Source organism: Methylococcus capsulatus str. Texas = ATCC 19069 (assembly GCF_000424685.1).
Lineage (GTDB): Bacteria > Pseudomonadota > Gammaproteobacteria > Methylococcales > Methylococcaceae > Methylococcus > Methylococcus capsulatus.
Genome location: NZ_KE384224.1, coordinates 325,492 through 342,554 on the forward strand (window position 1 = coordinate 325,492; position 17,063 = coordinate 342,554).

At 62.5% G+C, this 17,063-nt stretch carries 14 protein-coding genes; 9 read left to right on the forward strand and 5 right to left on the reverse strand.

Features of this window, described 5'->3' with window-relative positions; translation table 11 throughout:
- Nucleotides 1–67: 67 nt before the first annotated feature.
- Both H156_RS0112905 and H156_RS17365 read right to left on the reverse strand, forming a co-directional pair.
- The gene (locus tag H156_RS0112905; RefSeq protein ID WP_017365642.1) at nt 68–2,725 is read right to left on the reverse strand and encodes an Rne/Rng family ribonuclease; all 2,658 of its coding nucleotides are present in this window, start codon (nt 2,723–2,725) and stop codon (nt 68–70) included.
- Nucleotides 2,649–2,930 (reverse strand): hypothetical protein, encoded by a 282-nt coding sequence (locus H156_RS17365; RefSeq protein ID WP_155897569.1) that lies wholly within the window; start codon nt 2,928–2,930, stop codon nt 2,649–2,651. The genes H156_RS0112905 and H156_RS17365 overlap by 77 nt, the downstream gene beginning before the upstream one ends.
- 449 nt (nt 2,931–3,379) lie before the next feature.
- Between H156_RS17365 and rluC the strand changes: the two genes are divergently transcribed.
- The 3 genes from rluC (at nt 3,380) to H156_RS0112920 (ending at nt 5,979) form a co-directional block, all read left to right on the forward strand.
- Nucleotides 3,380–4,330 (forward strand): 23S rRNA pseudouridine(955/2504/2580) synthase RluC, encoded by a 951-nt coding sequence (rluC, locus tag H156_RS0112910; RefSeq protein ID WP_017365641.1) that lies wholly within the window; start codon nt 3,380–3,382, stop codon nt 4,328–4,330.
- A gap of 63 nt (nt 4,331–4,393) precedes the next feature.
- The gene (gene sppA / locus H156_RS0112915; RefSeq protein ID WP_017365640.1) at nt 4,394–5,377 is read left to right on the forward strand and encodes a signal peptide peptidase SppA; all 984 of its coding nucleotides are present in this window, start codon (nt 4,394–4,396) and stop codon (nt 5,375–5,377) included.
- Complete coding sequence (locus H156_RS0112920; RefSeq protein WP_017365639.1) at nt 5,377–5,979, forward strand: NUDIX domain-containing protein; 603 nt, start codon at nt 5,377–5,379, stop codon at nt 5,977–5,979. The genes sppA and H156_RS0112920 overlap by 1 nt, the downstream gene beginning before the upstream one ends.
- A 15-nt stretch (nt 5,980–5,994) precedes the next feature.
- On the opposite strand, the gene glgA is transcribed toward H156_RS0112920, so the two are convergent.
- Complete coding sequence (glgA, locus tag H156_RS0112925; RefSeq protein ID WP_017365638.1) at nt 5,995–7,476, reverse strand: glycogen synthase GlgA; 1,482 nt, start codon at nt 7,474–7,476, stop codon at nt 5,995–5,997.
- The gene (gene glgB, locus H156_RS0112930; RefSeq protein WP_017365637.1) at nt 7,473–9,695 is read right to left on the reverse strand and encodes a 1,4-alpha-glucan branching protein GlgB; all 2,223 of its coding nucleotides are present in this window, start codon (nt 9,693–9,695) and stop codon (nt 7,473–7,475) included. Before glgB ends, glgA begins: the two co-directional genes overlap by 4 nt.
- A gap of 145 nt (nt 9,696–9,840) precedes the next feature.
- Here glgB and glgC point away from each other — a divergent pair, with 145 nt between their 5' ends.
- Nucleotides 9,841–11,115, forward strand: coding sequence for a glucose-1-phosphate adenylyltransferase (glgC, locus tag H156_RS0112935; RefSeq protein WP_017365636.1), 1,275 nt, complete (start codon nt 9,841–9,843; stop codon nt 11,113–11,115).
- 72 nt (nt 11,116–11,187) lie between these two features.
- Entirely contained in the window at nt 11,188–12,672 is a 1,485-nt protein-coding gene (gene malQ, locus H156_RS0112940) for a 4-alpha-glucanotransferase (RefSeq protein ID WP_017365635.1), read from the forward strand.
- An 11-nt stretch (nt 12,673–12,683) separates the two neighbouring features.
- Here the strand turns inward: malQ and nadB are convergent, their stop codons facing one another.
- Nucleotides 12,684–14,285: an L-aspartate oxidase gene (gene nadB, locus H156_RS0112945; RefSeq protein WP_017365634.1), complete on the reverse strand. Its 1,602-nt coding sequence runs from the start codon at nt 14,283–14,285 to the stop codon at nt 12,684–12,686.
- Nucleotides 14,286–14,443: 158 nt separating this feature from the next.
- Between nadB and rpoE the strand changes: the two genes are divergently transcribed.
- From rpoE to H156_RS0112965, 4 genes are read left to right on the forward strand one after another with little or no spacing between them, the layout of a single operon-like run.
- Complete coding sequence (gene rpoE / locus H156_RS0112950; protein WP_017365633.1) at nt 14,444–15,043, forward strand: RNA polymerase sigma factor RpoE; 600 nt, start codon at nt 14,444–14,446, stop codon at nt 15,041–15,043.
- A gap of 21 nt (nt 15,044–15,064) precedes the next feature.
- Nucleotides 15,065–15,571, forward strand: coding sequence for a sigma-E factor negative regulatory protein (locus tag H156_RS0112955; protein WP_017365632.1), 507 nt, complete (start codon nt 15,065–15,067; stop codon nt 15,569–15,571).
- Between the two features lie 18 nt (nt 15,572–15,589).
- Entirely contained in the window at nt 15,590–16,588 is a 999-nt protein-coding gene (locus H156_RS0112960) for a MucB/RseB C-terminal domain-containing protein (RefSeq protein ID WP_081504049.1), read from the forward strand.
- An 11-nt stretch (nt 16,589–16,599) separates the two neighbouring features.
- Entirely contained in the window at nt 16,600–17,040 is a 441-nt protein-coding gene (locus H156_RS0112965; RefSeq protein ID WP_017365630.1) for a SoxR reducing system RseC family protein, read from the forward strand.
- Nucleotides 17,041–17,063: the final 23 nt, after the last annotated feature.

The window sequence follows — 17,063 nt, forward strand, 5'->3', positions numbered from 1 at the left end:
GCCCGGGAAGGATGCCTCCGCAAGGGCCGTCGGACACGGAGTGTCGGTCCGTGTCCGACGGCCCGGCTCAATCCGAAGAGCCGGCGCCGCGTTCGACCGGCGGCGGAGAATCGGGGTGCTCGTCCCGGGCGGCGAGGTCCGCTGCGGGGGACTGCCATGCTCTGGGCGGCAGACCCGGCGCACGGTATTCATCGGATTCCGCCGTCTCTTTCCGCTCCGCCGGGGATGAAAACGGCTCGCGCCGGTGATCGTCGATTTCCGCCGGGCCGGGCGGATTGGCTTCGGCTTCCACGCCGCGGCCTCTAGCGGTGTCGTCGCCCCAATCGATGCCGACCGGTTCGAGAGCTTCACTTCCCTGCTCACCCGGCGCTGCCGGGCGACGGTCCCGCCTGCCGCGGCCACGCCGTCTCACGCCGCCCCGCCGCGACCGTGGAGTCCGCAGGCGGAGTTCCGCATCCACCCTGTCTCCTTCGGCCGGCTCGTGGCCGACGGCATCTCCCTGGTCGGGAGTTTCGCCGGAATCGGCGGCAGGCACAGGGTCGCTCAAGTCCGCGCCCGCTGGAGGAATTTCAGAGACGACCGTCTCATCCGCGATGCCCTCCGTCGGCGCTTCCACGATCGGCTGAACCGACGCCCGCCGGCGCTGGCCTCTGCCGTCCCGGCGGCGACCGCGGCCCCCCTCGGATTTGGGCCGCTCCTCTTGGTCAGTCGACGTCTGGGGCGGTTCCTCGGCTCCGGAAGCCTGGATGGCTTCGGTGTCCGAAGTCGGCCCGCCATGGCGTCGGTCGGTCGTTTCGTCCCGCTGGGCGGGATGTTTCCGGCGGTTGCCCCCCCGTCTGCTGCCGTCCCGGTGGTCGCGGCGCCGCTGGCTTCCGGAGTGATCGCTGTCGTCGGTCGGAGGCGATCCCGTTTCCGCCTGCGCGCCGGCCGTCTTGCCCGTCTGTACGAAAGGTACGGGTAACGGCAGTCCGGCGGACGGCTGAGACGCCTCCTGAGAGGGAGGCTGGTCCTCGATGCGTTGACCGGTCAGGATGTTGAGGAAGCGTTTGATCAGCCCGCCGCCAGGCTGGCCTGGCTGAGCTTGGGCCCGCTGGTCGCCGCCGCCCGGCTGCGGGGCGGTGGGAATGAATTCCCGCACCGCCGGAGCCTCCGCGGCGGCACTGGGCGTTCGTGTCGGCTTGGGAGTCTCGGGCGATTTCTCGGCAATGAGCTGGTAACTACTCTTGCGTATCTCTTCTTCCCCACCGGCTCCGCCACTCCGGATCCGCTGGATATCATAGTTGGGAGTTTCGAGGTGCGGATTGGGGATGATGGTGATGGCCACATTGTGCCGGACCTCGATCTGCTGGATCGCCGCGCGTTTCTCGTTCAGCAGATAGGTGGCCGACTCGACTGGCAGCTGGGCGATGATCCGGTCGGTGTTCTTTTTCATCGTTTCCTCCTCCAGGACGCGGAGGATGGACAGGGCCAGCGATTCGACGCTGCGTATCGTCCCCTGGCCTTTGCAGCGCGGGCAGGTCAGGAGCGCCGTCTCCGTGAGCGAAGGTCTAAGGCGCTGGCGTGACATTTCCATGAGGCCGAAACGGGAAATCCGACCGAGCTGGATGCGCGCCCGGTCGAGGCGCACTGCCTCACGCAGGCGGTTCTCCACCGCACGCTGGTTGCGGGCCGCCATCATGTCGATGAAATCGATCACGAACAATCCCCCCAGGTCGCGCAGGCGCAACTGGCGGGCGATCTCGTCGGCGGCCTCGAGATTGGTGTTCAGCGCGGTTTCTTCGATATCGCCGCCCTTGGTGGCCCGCGCCGAATTGATATCGATGGTCGTCAGCGCCTCGGTATGGTCGATGACGATGGCGCCGCCGGAGGGCAGCGGCACTTCGCGGGCATAGGCCGTTTCGATCTGGCTTTCGATCTGGTAACGGCTGAACAGGGGTACGTTGTCCTGATACAGGCGCGCCTTGTTGATGAACTGGGGCATGACCTGTTGCAGGAAGCTGTGCACCAGCCTGAAAGTCGAAGGGTTGTCGACCAGGATTTCGTCGATGTCACCCCGCAGATGGTCGCGCAGAGCTCGGATGATGACGTTGCTTTCCTGGAAAATCAGGAACGGCGCCGGTTTTTCCCGCGTCGAGCGTTCGATCGCTTCCCACAGCTGCAACAGATAATTGAGGTCCCACTGCAGTTCTTCGACCGTCTTGCCACCGCCCGCCGTGCGGATGATGACGCCCATGTCTTCGGGAACATGGAGCTGACTCAGGGTCTCCTTCATGTCGGACCGGACGTCGCCCTCGATGCGGCGGGAGATACCGCCCGCTTTGGGGTTGTTCGGCATGAGCACGAGGTAGCTGCCGGCCAGACTGATGTAGGTGGTCAGGGCGGCGCCCTTGGTGCCGCGCTCCTCTTTTTCGACCTGAACGACGACTTCCTGGCCTTCCTTGAGAACGTCTTTGATTTCCCGCCGGGAGACGGACTCTTCGCCGCCGGCGCCGAGATATTTCGGCAGGATTTCCTTGAACGGCAGGAAGCCGTGCCGCTCCGCGCCGAAGTTCACGAACGCCGCCTCGAGGCTGGGCTCGACGCGGGTAATCAGTCCTTTGTAGATATTGGCCTTTTTTTGTTCCCTCGCGGGGATTTCTATGTCGAAGTCATAAAGCTTTTGTCCATCGACCAGCGCGACCCGCAATTCCTCGGGCTGCGTGGCGTTGATCAACATTCTTTTCATCAATGGATTCCTTGGGCGTTCTTGCTGGAGAACCGCCTGAACCGGTTGTGCCGCAGGATTTCGCCCACATCCCTTCCTGTTCTGTTTCTTCTGTCATGCGAATGCTCTTTTTCAGGTTCGCGATATCGAAGCGATCGTTCGGATGATGGGTATCCCGATGCTGTGTGTTAAAGATGGGCTGCGGGGGAACCAAGGGTTCCTGCACCGGTCCCATTCGGCGAACGGTAGGCAGCGCGATACCAACCTTGAACCTGCGTTCGGCAGGGTCTTTCGTCGTGGCCCGTCCACTTCCATACCGCGCGAAAACACGGCCAGTCCGCTCGGCCCGAAGGCCGGTCCGGCGGATAATGATAGTGTTGGAAAACTTAACTCTCGAGCTCGTCAAGGGTCGAGCATCCAGACCTTGGGTTTTTGATTTGCATATCGGATTCCGGCAGGCACCGCTGCTTTGCGACGCTTCCGCCCGCGGGTGGCCGCATGGGCGCGCCTGTGTATTTCAGGCGATGCACCGGGTCGTTCGTTCAACGATTCTTTGGGGCTCTCACCGAAGACGAGTCGCGCCGTCAGGCCCGCGGCCGGTGAAATGCCAATGGGAACTATAGCAACCTTCAGCAAAAGCATCAATTTAAGGTGTAAAGCTGATATGATTTTTCCGTGATGAAACCTCTCCCGCAAGACCCGAACCGGCCTCGCCTGATAGAAGTCGATGCCGAGACAGCCGGCCAGCGCATCGACAATTTTCTGTTTTCGCGCCTGAAGGGCGTCCCCAAGAGCCATGTGTACCGTATCCTCCGCACCGGCCAGGTGCGGATCAACGGCGGCCGCAGCAAGGCGCAGCAGCGGCTGAACGAAGGTGACGTCGTTCGGATCCCGCCCTTGCGCCTCGCCGAGGCGCCGGAGGCGGGGATCCCGACGCCATGGCTGGAAAACCGGATCCTCCACGAAGACGAGGACCTTCTTGTCGTCAACAAACCTGCGGGCATGGCAGTGCATGGCGGCAGCGGCCTCCGTTTCGGGGTGATCGAAGGTCTGCGGGCGGCGCGGGAGGATGCGCGGTTCCTCGAACTGGTGCACCGGCTGGACCGCGATACGTCGGGCTGTCTGCTGATTGCCAAGCGCCGTTCCGCGCTGCGCCAGTTGCACGAGCAGTTCCGGGGAGAGGGGGTGGACAAGACCTATCTGGCTCTGTTCAGCGGCGTGTGGGCGCGCCGGCGGCAAGTGGTGGACGCCCCCTTGCTCAAGAACGTCTTGCAGAGCGGCGAGCGGATGGTGAAGATTTCGTCCGAGGGAAAGGCGGCGATCACCGAATTCCGCCGCCTGGAACCACTTTCCGGGGCGACGCTGGTGGAAGCCAGGCCGGTGACCGGCCGTACCCATCAGATCCGGGTCCACGCCCGGTCGCTGGGTCATCCGCTGGCGGGTGACGAACGTTACGGGGATCCCTCGCTCAACCAGGACTTCCGCCGGCGCGGTTTGAAGCGCATGTTTCTGCATGCCGCGACGCTCGCGTTCACCCATCCCCGAAACGGGCGCGAAATCCGCGTCGAAGCGCCTCTGGAACCGGACCTTCAAGATTTCCTGTCGGCTGTCAGACCTCGAGCCTGAGGCCGGCGCTCATTCGCGGGCACTCTCGTTTTTCGTTTCAAAATTCCACAGGGTTCAAGCACTATGAATGAGGATTCTACCCCCCAGTCTTCGACCGAATCGGCTCGTTCCTGTCCCGGCTGGGAAAGGGAAGCGCTGGAAAAGCTCCTGCTCGAAGCGCTGGTGGAACAGCGGAAGGCGCGGCGGTGGAACCTGGCGTACAGAGCCTTTCTGGTTGCCGCGATCGGGTTCGGCCTCGTACTGGCCTTCAAGCCGCTGGCTCATGACGGTCTGACGGCGTCCGGCAAGTCACACACGGCGGTGGTGGATGTGAGTGGCACCATTGCCGAAGGCGGCGAAATCGATGCCGACACCATTATCGAGGGGTTGCGCGAGGCGGCCGAGGCCAAAGGGGTGAAGGGCATCGTCCTCAGGATGAACACGCCGGGCGGCAGTCCGGTGCAATCGGCCTATGTCTACGATGAGATCCGCAGGATCAAGAAAGAGCATCCGGCGCTGCCGGTCTATGCCGTGGTGACCGATGTTTGTGCCTCAGGGGGTTATTACATCGCCTCGGCCACGGATAGGATCTTCGTGAACCCGGCCAGTATCGTCGGTTCGATCGGCGTCATCATGAACGGTTTCGGCTTCGTCGGCACGCTGGAGAAACTGGGGGTGGAGCGTCGGGTAATGACGGCGGGCGATCACAAGGCGATCCTCGATCCGTTCGGTCCGGTGAATCCGGTCGAGAAACAGCATGTACAGCGTTTGCTGAACACGGTCCACCAGCAGTTCATCGCTGCGGTGAAAGCCGGCCGTGGCGATCGGCTCAAGGACCGGCCCGAAATCTTCTCGGGCCTTGTGTGGACCGGGGCCGAGGGGATCGAGCTCGGACTGGTGGATGCCGTCGGCGAACTGCATGAGGTGGCCGAGACGGTCATCGGGGCCAAGGAGATCGTGAATTACTCGCACCGGGAAACCCTGCTGGACCGCGTCGTCCGGCAACTGGGCACCAGCCTGGAAGCGGCTTTGACGAAGCTGTCCACCTCGTCGCCGCACCTGTACTGATGACCCGGGAGTTCGAGGTTCTGCGGGAGGAGCGGCTTCACGGCGGATTCTTCACGCTGCTGCGGCTGCGGCTGCGCCACACCCTCCACGGCGGCGGCTGGAGCGAAATCGTCACGCGCGAGCTGTACCACAGGAGCAGTTGCGTGGCGGTCATTCCTTACGATCCGGTGGCCGATCGGGTGGTGCTGATCGAACAGTTCCGGGTTGGACCGCTCAAATCGGGGGGAAATCCCTGGTTGCTGGAAATCGTCGCCGGTGCTGTGGAACCGGGCGAACATACGGACGAAGTGGCCCATCGCGAGACGTTGGAAGAGGCCGGAGCCCAGATTCATGAACTCATCCCCGTGTCGGAGTTCTTCACCACACCGGGTGGCTGCTCGGAAAGCATCACTCTTTACTGCGGTATCGTGGATTCTTCCGGCCTCGGCGGAATCCATGGTCTGGCCGAGGAGCACGAAGACATCCTGGTCAGCGTGGTCGATTTTGCCGCAGCGATGATCCTGCTCGCCGAAGGGCGGATTCGGTCGGCCATCCCGATCATCGGCCTGCAGTGGCTGGCGCTGAACCGGGAGCGTCTCAGGATGCAGTACGGGGTGGCCTGACCGCCTTTGGCGGCTCTAGGCCGCACAGCGGGGGTCGGCGATGGAGCAGCCGGCATTCATTCCGGCCAGTGCCTCCCGGTAGAGTCCGACATACCGGGAGGCACTCTTGCGCCAGGAAAAATCCTTGGCCATGCCGCACTTGCAGACCGCCCGCCAGACCTCGGGCTCCCGGTACAGCGCCAGGGCGCGGTAGACGGCCTCCAGCAGGAAGGCGGGCTTGGCCGGCTCGAACACGATGCCGCTGGCCTGTCCGGCCGCAAGGCGCTCGGGCGTGGCATCTTCCACGGTGTCCGCGAGTCCGCCGACCTTGCGCACGATCGGTACGGTGCCGTAGCGCTGACTATAGAGTTGGTTCAGGCCGCAGGGCTCGAAGCGGGAAGGCATCAGAAAGATATCGGCGCCGGCTTCGATGAGATGGGCCAGCGGTTCGTCATAGCCGATGGTGACGGCGATACGCTCCGGACAGGCTGCGGCGGCCCTTTCGAAGCAGCGTTCGAATTCCTTGTCGCCGCTGCCCAGGACGACGAGCTGGACCGGCAACTGCAGCAGATCATCCAGAATGTCGATCAACAGGTCGACTCCCTTCTGCTCGACCATCCTTCCCACCATTCCGAGCACGGCGACCTCCGGGTCGTCAGGCAGGCCGTACCGCTGTCTGAGCGCCGTGCGGTTGACCTTTTTCCGCTCCAGGGTGTCCGGGCCGTAGGGCGCGGGAAGATAGGGATCGGTGGCCGGATTCCAGGCCACGTCGTCGATACCGTTGAGAATCCCGCTCAGGCACGACTTGCGGCTTCTGAGCAGACCGTCCAGGCCGCAGCCGAACTCCGGGGTCTGGATCTCTTCGGCATAGCTTGGGCTCACCGTGTTGATGCGGTCGGCGAATACCAACCCTCCCTTGATGAAGGAAAGCTGGCCGTAGAACTCCAGTGCCTCCATCTTCCAGAGACGGGGAGGAAGCGCCAGGCGTTGAAAGGTTTCGTAGGGGAACAGACCTTGGTAGGCGAGATTGTGGACGGTGAACACCACGGCCGGACGATTCGGCTCGTCGCTCAAAAGCGGCGGGATCAAACCGGTTTGCCAGTCATTGCAATGGACGACATCGGGTTTCCAGCCGAGGCCGAGCCGGTCCTGGGTGAGGTCGACGGCGACACGCGCGAGCAGAGCGAAACGTTCGGCATTGTCGGGCCAGGGGGCACCGTTGGGTGCCAGGTAAGGGTTGCCGAAGCGGCCGAACGAAGCCGGTGCGTCCAGCAGCCAGAGCGGCACGGTGGTGCCCGGCAAGCGCGTCGACAGCAGGGTCAGCTGACTGCCCGCCTGACGCAGACTCAGCGCGTTGGGGGTTTCGGCGGCGGAGATGGCCTCCGGGTATGCCGGCATCAGGATACGCACATCATGGCCCAGGGCGGACAAGGCCGCCGGCAGGCTGCCGGAGACGTCCGCGAGTCCGCCGGTCTTCATCAGGGGGAAGACCTCGCTGGAGACGAACAGGATCTTCATTCGTCGCCCGGCGTTCCGCAGTCAGGAGTGGCGGAGGGCGCGACGGGTGCGAGCACGATGCCGGCCAGGGGCGGAAGGGTCAGCACGACGGACTGGGCGCGTCCCATCCATTCCACGCTCTCCGTCTTGATTTCCCAGTTGCCGAGATTGGCGCCGCCATAGCATTCGGCGTCGGAATTGAACACCTCACGGTAGCCAACCGGCTCCGGCACGCCGATGCGGTAGTTGTGGCGCGGTACCGGGGTGAAGTTCAAGACCACGACGACGTGGCTGTCATCATCCCGGCGGACATAGCTGATGACTGACTGCGCCGCATCGTGGCTGTCTATCCACTCGAAGCCCTGGCTTTCGAAATCGTAGGCATAGAGCGCGGAGGTGCTTTGGTACAGGCGGTTCAGGTCGCTCACCAGATGCAGCACCCCCTTGTGCAGGTTGGATTCGAGCAGCGGCCAGTCCAGCGCCGTCGTGTGGTTCCATTCACCGGTCTGGGCGAATTCACAGCCCATGAACAGCAGCTTCTTGCCGGGGTAGGTGAACATCATGGTGTATAGGACACGCAGGTTGGCGAAGCGCCGCCATTCGTCGCCCGGCATCTTCGCCAGCATGGAACCCTTGCCATGGACGACTTCATCGTGCGAGAAGGGCAGGACGAAGTTTTCGGTGAAGGCATACAGCAGGCCGAAGGTGAGCTGGTCGTGATGGTAATGCCGGTGCACCGGATCCTTGCCCATATAGACCAGGATGTCGTGCATCCAGCCCATGTTCCACTTCATGGAGAAGCCCAGTCCCCCGGTCCAAGTCGGCCGGGTGACCTGGGGCCAGGCGGTCGATTCCTCGGCGATGACCAGGACGCCGGGAAACTGCTGGTGCACGACGGTATTGAGGTCGCGAAGGAAGGCGATGGCCTCCAGATTCTCGTTGCCACCGTACTTGTTGGGTATCCAGTCGCCCGGCTGCCGCGAATAATCGAGATAGAGCATCGAGGCGACGGCATCGACGCGCAGGCCGTCGAGATGGAATTCCTCCAGCCAGAACAGCGCGCTGCCCAGCAGGAAATTCTTGACCTCGTTGCGGCCATAGTTATAGATCAGCGTGCCCCAATCGCGGTGCTCGCCCAAGCGAGGATCTTCGTGCTCGTACAGTGCGGTGCCGTCGAAGCGGGCCAGACCATGGGCGTCCTTGGGAAAATGCGCCGGGACCCAGTCCAGGAGCACACCGATGCCATTCCGATGGCAATGATCGACGAAATAACGGAAATCGTCGGGCGTGCCGAAGCGGCTGGTGGGAGCGAAATAGCCGGTGGTCTGGTAGCCCCAAGAGGCGTCCAGCGGATGTTCCGTCACCGGCATCAGCTCGATGTGGCTGAAGCCCGCCGACTTGACGTAGTCGACCAGTTCGTGGGCGAGATCGCGATAGTTCAGATATCCGCCCTCGAGATCACGCTTCCAGGAACCGGCATGCATCTCGTATACCGACAGTGGCCGGTGCAACCAGGGCCAGTCCTTGCGCTGTGCGAGCCAGTCGGCATCATTCCAGGCATAGCCGCTCTCGCGGGTGATGATCGAGGCGGTGTTCGGCCGAAGTTCGAACTGGCGCCCGTAGGGGTCGCTCTTGAGATGGATGGTCCCATGCGCCCGGTTGCGTATCTCGAACTTGTACAGCAGCCCCGGCTGCAGTTCCGGAATGAACAATTCCCACACGCCGCTGGCGCCACGCACCCGCATGGGGTGCCGGCGACCATCCCAGCCATTGAATTCTCCGACTACGCTGATGCGTTCGGCGTTAGGGGCCCAGGTCGCGAACAGGATGCCGTCGATACCGTCGACGCTGTGGGGATGGGCGCCCAGAACGCGGTAGATGTTCCAGTGCCGCCCTTCTCCGAAGAGATAGAGATCGAAGTCGGATAGCCGGGGAGGGAAGGTGTATGGATCGATAAAGCTGTGGGTCTGTCCCGTCTGGTCGGTCCAATACAACCTGTAGTGCAGATCGGTGGCCTCCGCCTCGACCTCGCATTCGAAAATGGCGGTACCAGCGATGCGCTCCATGACGCGTCCGGCGGATCCGACCCGCACTTCTTCGGCGTGGGGCAGGAAAGCGCGGATGAGATCCCGGTTGTCCCGCCGGTGGCGGCCCAGTACGGCAAACGGATCGTGATGGCGGGCTTCAACGATGCGCTGGAAGTCCGGCGAGAGTTCTGCCAAGGTCGAGCTGTCCGTCAAACCGCATCCCTCCCGGTCCGATTCACTTTGCTGGATTTCTGATAGTACAATGCCGGCACGCCGGTGCCGGAATGTGCGATATCTGCGGCAGGATGTTACCAGATTTCCCACCGCGTTTGCCCCAGCCAGGAATCAGGAGTCCCCTATGCCCGAGTCGATGCACGCCTCATCCCGTTTCGTAAGTCGGCTGACCCGGCAAACCCTGGCCCTCATCCTGGCGGGCGGGCGCGGAAGTCGGCTGCAGAAGCTCACGGAATGGCGCGCCAAGCCTGCTGTCCCGTTCGGCGGCAAGTTCCGGATCATCGACTTCCCGCTGTCCAACTGCGTCAATTCCGGAATCCGCCAGGTCGGCGTGCTGACCCAGTACAAGGCGGACTCACTGATCCGCCACATTCAGCAGGGCTGGGGCTTCCTGCGCGGAGAGCTCGGCGAGTTCATCGACATCATGCCTGCCCAGCAGCGTCTGCAGGAAAGCTGGTACGCAGGCACGGCGGATGCGGTGTATCAGAACTTGGACATCATCCGCCAGCGGGACCCCGAGTTCATCATGATCCTGGCCGGTGACCACGTCTACAAGATGGACTACGGCCTGATGCTGGCCTATCACGTGGAAAGGAAGGCCGATCTCACCATCGGCTGCATGGAAGTGCCGCTTGCCGATGCGAAGGCATTCGGTGTCATGCAGATGGACGAAGAGCAGCGTATCCGGAAATTCGTCGAGAAGCCCTCCGATCCGCCGCCCATGCCGAACCGCCCCGATCACGCCGCCGCATCCATGGGGATCTACATATTCAACACGGCTTTCCTGTTCGAGCAGCTCATCAAGGATGCCGACACCCCCGGCTCGAACCACGATTTCGGCATGGACATCATCCCCCAGGTCATTCAGAAATACCGCGTCTTCGCCTATCGCTTCCGCAACGCCCAGAGCGGTGTGCAGGCCTACTGGCGCGATGTAGGCACGGTGGACTCATACTGGGCCGCCAACATGGAGCTGATCGGGGTCGATCCGGAACTGAATTTGTACGACCAGGAATGGCCGATCTGGACCTATCAGGCTCAGACCCCGCCGGCCAAGTTTGTGTTCGACGATGACGACCGGCGCGGCATGGCGGTGGATTCCATGGTTTCGGGCGGCTGCATCATTTCCGGCGCCGAAGTCCGCCACTCGTTGCTGTTTTCGAATGTACGGGTGAACTCGTTTTCACGCGTGCTGGATTCGGTGATCCTCCCCGACGTGAACATCGGGCGCCATTGCAGGATCACCCGGGCGGTGATCGACAAGGGTTGCAGCATTCCGCCCAATACCGTCATCGGCGAAAACCTCGTGGATGACCGCAAACGGTTTTACGTCAGCCCCGAGGGCATCGTTCTGGTGACCCCCGATTGTCTCGGCCAGAGGCTGCATTTCCACCGCTGATTGCGATTCGGAAGGTGCAGGCCGGAGGGTCCGGACCGCCGCTCCACCCGTTGTTTTCGGTGTCACAGCCCCATGGATGCTCACGGAATTTTCGACCGGCGCCGCGCGGGTATTCTGCTCCACATCAGTTCCCTGCCCGGCGGACCGGGAAACGGCGATCTGGGGGCCGAATCCTTCCGTTTCGTGGATTTCCTCGCTGCGGCGGGTGTTTCGGTATGGCAGACACTGCCCATCAATCCCACCCACGAGGACGGTTCACCTTATCAGTGTACATCCGTGCACGCCGGCAATCCGCTCTTGATCGGGTTGGACTGGTTGATTGCGCGCGGACTGCTGGAAGCCGATGCCATTCCTCCCGCTGAAAATGCGAAAGCGATCCGGCAGTGGGCTCTGGAGCGTGCTTTCGATTCCTTCCGCCGGCGCGGAACTTCCGATGCCTTGTGTTCCGCGTTCGGCGATTTCGTCAGCGCGAACGACTGGTGGCTGGCCGACTATGCCCTCTACGCGGCACTCAAGGAGGTCAATGGTGGCCTGCCCTGGCAGGCCTGGCCCAAGCCCTTGAGGGACCGCAAACCCGATGCCCTGGCATCGGCCAGCACGTTGTATGCCGACATCATAGCCAGGGTCCGCTTCGAACAGTTCGTATTCTTCGAACAGTGGCAGGGTTTGCATGACTATGCCAAGAAGCTCGGCGTGCTGCTGTTCGGTGACATGCCGATTTTCGTCGCATCGGACAGCGCGGAAGTCTGGGCGGGGCGGGAATATTTCGAACTGGGCGAAGACGGAGAGCCGCGCGTCGTCGCCGGGGTGCCTCCCGACTACTTCTCCGCCACCGGCCAGCGCTGGGGAAATCCGCACTACAATTGGGAAAGCATGGAGCGCTCGGGTTTCTCCTGGTGGCTGAACCGCCTGCGCACCCAGCTCAACCTCTACGACCTGATCCGCATCGACCATTTCCGGGGGTTCGAAGCCTACTGGGAAATTCCCGCCCATTCCGAAACGGCGATGAATGGACGCTGGGTCAAGGCTCCCGGCGAGGCCTTATTGTCGCGCTGTACCGAGACCTTCGGGGAGTCCTTGCCGCTGGTCGCCGAGGACCTTGGCATCATCACCGCCGAGGTGGAGGCATTGCGGCGACGTTTCCGCATCCCCGGCATGCGGATACTCCAGTTCGCTTTCGAAGGCGGTCCCTGCAATCCGTACCTGCCCCACAATCATGCCATCGACAGCGTCGTTTACACCGGTACACACGACAACGACACGACCCTGTCCTGGTTCGAAGGGTTGTCGGCGGAGCGGCAGGGATATGTCTACGACTACCTCGGGCGCTCCGGTCTCCCCATGCCGGCGGCGCTGGTTCAGGCCGCGATGGCATCAGTCGCACGGCTTGCGATCGTTCCGATGCAGGACGTGCTGGAGCTGGGGCGGGGCCACCGCATGAACACGCCGGGTACGGTGGGCGAAAACTGGAACTGGCGTTTCGACTGGGCTCAGTTACGTGACGAGCACGCCGAGCGTCTGGCCCATCAGGTCCGCATGTACGGCCGTACGGCCTGACCCTGGCGTCCTTAGGGCTGGAGTATGGTGTTCCGCGGCGGGCGGGTCTCGTCCCGCTCCGGATAGTCCAGCGTGAAATGCAGCCCACGGCTTTCCTTCCGCAGGAGGGCCGAACGGATGATGAGTTCGGCCACGATGATCAGGTTCCGAAGCTCCAGCAGATCGCTGGTGACGCGGAAGTTGCCGTAGTACTCGGCGATCTCCTGCTTGAGCAGCTCCGCCCGGTGCAGGGCGCGCTGCAGTCGTTTGTCGGTCCGGACGATCCCGACGTAGTCCCACATGAAGCGCCGGATTTCGTCCCAGTTGTGGGACACGACGACTTCTTCGTCGGAGTCCGTGACCTGCGACTCGTCCCAGTCCGGCAGCGGCGGGGGGGCAGGAATCTCGTTCAGACGCTCCAGGATGTCCAGGCTGGCCTGCTTGGCGAAGACCAGGCATTCGAGCAGAGAATTGCTGGCCATGCGGTTGGCGCCGTGGAGGCCGGTGCAGGCCACCTCGCCGACTGCGTAAAGGCCATCGATGTCCGTCCGCGCCAGCCGGTCGGTCACCACTCCGCCACACGTGTAATGGGCTGCGGGCACCACCGGGATGGGCTCACGGGTCATGTCGATCCCCAATTCCAGACAGCGTGCATGAATCGTCGGGAAATGGCTCGTGATGAAATCGGCCGGCCGATGGCTGATGTCGAGGTAGACACAATCGGCGCCGAGGCGTTTCATTTCATGGTCGATGGCGCGCGCCACGATGTCACGGGGAGCCAGTTCACCACGCGGATCGAACCGCTGCATGAAGGGGCTGCCATCGGGCAACAGCAAGCGGCCGCCTTCTCCGCGCACCGCCTCGGAAATCAGAAACGACCGGGCGTGGGGATGATAGAGACAGGTAGGGTGGAATTGAATGAATTCCATGTTCGCCACTCGCGCACCGGCCCGCCAGGCCAAGGCGATGCCGTCGCCGGTGGAAACGTCGGGATTGCTGGTGTAAAGATATACCTTGCTGGCACCACCGGTCGCCAGCGCAATGACGCGCGCGCGGAACGTGCGGGTACGGTGGGTTCTCGTATCCAGCGCGTAGGCGCCCAGCACGCGTTGCGGGCCGGCGAGGCCGAGCTTGCGGGAGGTGATCAGGTCGATGACGTTGTGGTATTCGAACAGGTCGATGCTGGGATGGGCCCGGGCATGTTGCTCGAGCGATGACTCCACGGCCCGACCAGTGGCGTCGGCGGCATGCACGACCCGCCGGTGGGTGTGTCCGCCTTCCCGGGTCAGATGCAGATGATGAGCGCCGTCGGTGCTTTCGACTTCGGTGAAGGCGACCCCGTGCTGGAGCAGCCAGTCGATGCACTCCTTGCCTTGGGAGACCACCAAGCGCACGATGTCCGAATCGCACAGACCGGCACCGGCCGCCAGCGTGTCTTCAATATGCGATTCGAGTGAGTCCTGGGCATCCAGGACCGCGGAAATGCCGCCCTGGGCGTAGCGGGTGTTGCCTTCACTCAGGGCGACCTTCGACAGGACAGCGACCCGGGCCCGGTCGGCGAGCCTCAGAGCCAGGCTGAGACCCGAAGCGCCGCTGCCGATGATGAGCGCGTCGTAGGTGATGTCCTTGTCCATGGGTATCGTCGTGTTGACGGCATGTTACAGTAAATCGGCATTCCGTTGAAGCGCACTTCCGAACGTAAGATAATCAGAAGCCTGTTTCCGTCTATCCGTTCCAGCAGTGGATCGTGAATGTCCGCGATTCCGAGGATTTCCCGGAAGGAAATGGTGTGATGTCCAAGGCGATGCGTGGAATGGAGATGAGTGAAGAACTGGACGATGAACTCGTCGGGCGGGTGCAGCGCGGCGACAAAAGAGCTTTCGACTTACTCGTCAGAAAGTATCAGTACAAAATCACCCAGCTCATTTCCCGCTACATCAAGGATCCCTACGAATCCCTGGATGTGGCGCAAGAAGCCTTTATCAAGGCTTACCGGGCCCTGCCTGGATTTCGCGGAGACAGCCAGTTCTACACTTGGCTTTACCGCATCGCGATCAATACGGCAAAGAATTACCTCGTCACCCACGCGCGCCGTCCCAGGGAAGACGAATTCGACGTCGAATCGGCGGAACAATTCGAGAATAGCCATCGTCTAAAGGATGTCGATACGCCCGAAGCGGCGCTCTTGAGTGACGAGCTGGCGGCAACGATTCAATCGACGCTGGACGAGTTGCCGGAGGAACTCAAGCTGGCTATAACTCTGAGAGAGCTGGACGGATTGAGTTACGACGAAATCGCGGAAGTCATGAGCTGCCCGGTCGGCACCGTCCGCAGCCGTATCTTCAGGGCGAGAGAAGCCATAGACAAACGGCTCCGGCCGTTACTCGACTGATTGAGGATCAGGAATCGAACGATGTTGGAAGAGCATATAGCGCAAAAAGCCTCGGTGTTCGTGGACAACGAGATGGACCCGACCGAAGCCGAAGGCTATTTGCGGCTGATCGAAAAGCGGGAGGACGTCCGCTCCACCGTGAGCCGGTATTACCTGATCGGCGAAGTGCTCCGCACCGGACGAGCCCCCGTTGGCAACGGGCTGGCGGAGGCAGTGGCTCGCAGGATCACGCTCGAGCCAACGATTCTCGCGCCCGCGCGGGTGAGAACCTCCGACAGATTGCGCCGGCACATCGTCACTGGAGCGCTCGCGGCTTCTATGGCGGCAGTGGCGGTTTTTGTCTGGCGCGGCGTGAGCGGTTTCGCCGCCATGGACGGCGGTCTGTCCGCCGGTGCGGGCGTGGCTTTGGCCGAGGCGCGACTGGATCCGGAAATGCGGGCCTATCTTCTGGCGCACAGTGGCACTTCCCATGTGGCGGGCTCAGGAACACTGATGCCCTACATGAGGATGGTCAGCTATGAACAGTAACCCGCTTCGACCCCAGCCATGTCCAGAGTTCGACTGATTGCGGCGGCCTTGGGGGCCGCCGTCGCATTTGGGCCGCCGCAACCGTCGTTCGCCGACGATACGCCGCAGACACTCGGTGCCCGCGCGGGTGTGGAATGGCTGACGGGCATGCGCGAGGCCATGAGCCGCCTCAGTTATCGGGGGCGGGTAGCCTACCTGAAGGACGACAAGGTGAACGGCATGGAGTTCGTCCACAGCATGGCGAATGGCGTCGAGCACGAGCGGCTTACCTCGCTGAACAGCCCGATGAGGGAAATCGTCCGGGACGGGGATCGGGTCCAGTTCTTCTTTCCTGAGACGAAGTCGGTCATGACAGAACGCGTGCCGGTGAGTCGCTCCTTCCTGGTCGACCTTCCCGAATCGTTCGTGGGCTTGTGCGATTATTACGCATTCCTGGTCGGAGACCAGGAGTACGTGGCGCAACGGCACACTCAGACCATTGAGATCGTGCCGGTCGACGACTACCGTTACGGGCGCAAGGTCTGGATCGACACGGAGTCCCGTCTGCCGCTCCGCTTCGAACTCCTCGACGAAAACGGCAAGCCGGTCGAGCAGATGGTGTTCATCTCCCTGGAAGTGTCCGGTGAGGCGCCCGGCCGGGAGGTGACGCCGATGCCGGCATCGGGTGACTATTCGGAACAATCGTCGAACCGGGAAATCATACCCATCGAGGCGATGGACTGGAGTCTGGACAGTGTCCCCGTCGGGTTCAGGATCAGCGGCTACAGCCGGGTCCAGCATCCTCCACTGAGACATCCCATCGAACACATATTGTTGAGCGACGGGCTTTCATCTGTTTCAATTTACGTGGATGAACCAAAGGATGAGCCCTTCGTCGAAAAGCTGAAGAAAATCGGTGCCGTGAATGCTTATACCCGAAAGATCGACGGCTTCGTCGTGACCGTGATGGGAGAGGTTCCGCCCAAGACGGTTCATATGATCGCCAATGGAATCCAGCACCAGAAATCCAAAGAATGACCGTGACGTGAATGATTGAGGAAGAGGCGATAGTCACCCAGGTCGAAGAACACGCGATCTGGGTGGAAAAGTTTCGGAAGTCGGCATGTGGGAGCTGTGCCGGGGGGTGCAGTACTTCCCTGGTGGCAAGGCTGCTGGGGGGCAAACCCCTGCGCCTCCGGGTCGCTACGGAGGCCCGGGTGGCACCGGGGGACCGCGTCATCATCGGGGTGGAAGAAGGCGCCCTCCTCGCCGGTTCATTTCGGATGTATCTTTTTCCTCTGTTTTCGCTGATCGGGGGCGCCTTGTTGGGCAAGCTGCTGGCCGCGCAGGGTCTGTCCGCTACGGCCGAGGCCGGGTCGATCGCCGGCGGTCTGGTCGGTCTGGGGCTGACGCTCGTGTTGCTCAAGTATTGTCCCAGCCTCCAACGGCAGAATCTTCATCCCGTATTCATTCGCCGCATTTCCCGTTGAGATGGCTGGAGTTTTCCGGCTGC

Bases quoted from the DNA above. Each gene is read 5' to 3' on its own strand.
- H156_RS0112905 (WP_017365642.1), bottom strand. From the start codon at position 2,725: ATGAAAAGAATGTTGATCAACGCCACGCAGCCCGAGGAATTGCGGGTC.
- sppA (WP_017365640.1), top strand. From the start codon at position 4,394: ATGAATGAGGATTCTACCCCCCAGTCTTCGACCGAATCGGCTCGTTCC.
- H156_RS0112920 (WP_017365639.1), top strand. From the start codon at position 5,377: ATGACCCGGGAGTTCGAGGTTCTGCGGGAGGAGCGGCTTCACGGCGGA.
- glgA (WP_017365638.1), bottom strand. From the start codon at position 7,476: ATGAAGATCCTGTTCGTCTCCAGCGAGGTCTTCCCCCTGATGAAGACC.
- glgC (WP_017365636.1), top strand. From the start codon at position 9,841: ATGCCCGAGTCGATGCACGCCTCATCCCGTTTCGTAAGTCGGCTGACC.
- malQ (WP_017365635.1), top strand. From the start codon at position 11,188: ATGGATGCTCACGGAATTTTCGACCGGCGCCGCGCGGGTATTCTGCTC.
- nadB (WP_017365634.1), bottom strand. From the start codon at position 14,285: ATGGACAAGGACATCACCTACGACGCGCTCATCATCGGCAGCGGCGCT.
- rpoE (WP_017365633.1), top strand. From the start codon at position 14,444: ATGTCCAAGGCGATGCGTGGAATGGAGATGAGTGAAGAACTGGACGAT.
- H156_RS0112955 (WP_017365632.1), top strand. From the start codon at position 15,065: ATGTTGGAAGAGCATATAGCGCAAAAAGCCTCGGTGTTCGTGGACAAC.
- H156_RS0112960 (WP_081504049.1), top strand. From the start codon at position 15,590: ATGTCCAGAGTTCGACTGATTGCGGCGGCCTTGGGGGCCGCCGTCGCA.
- H156_RS0112965 (WP_017365630.1), top strand. From the start codon at position 16,600: ATGATTGAGGAAGAGGCGATAGTCACCCAGGTCGAAGAACACGCGATC.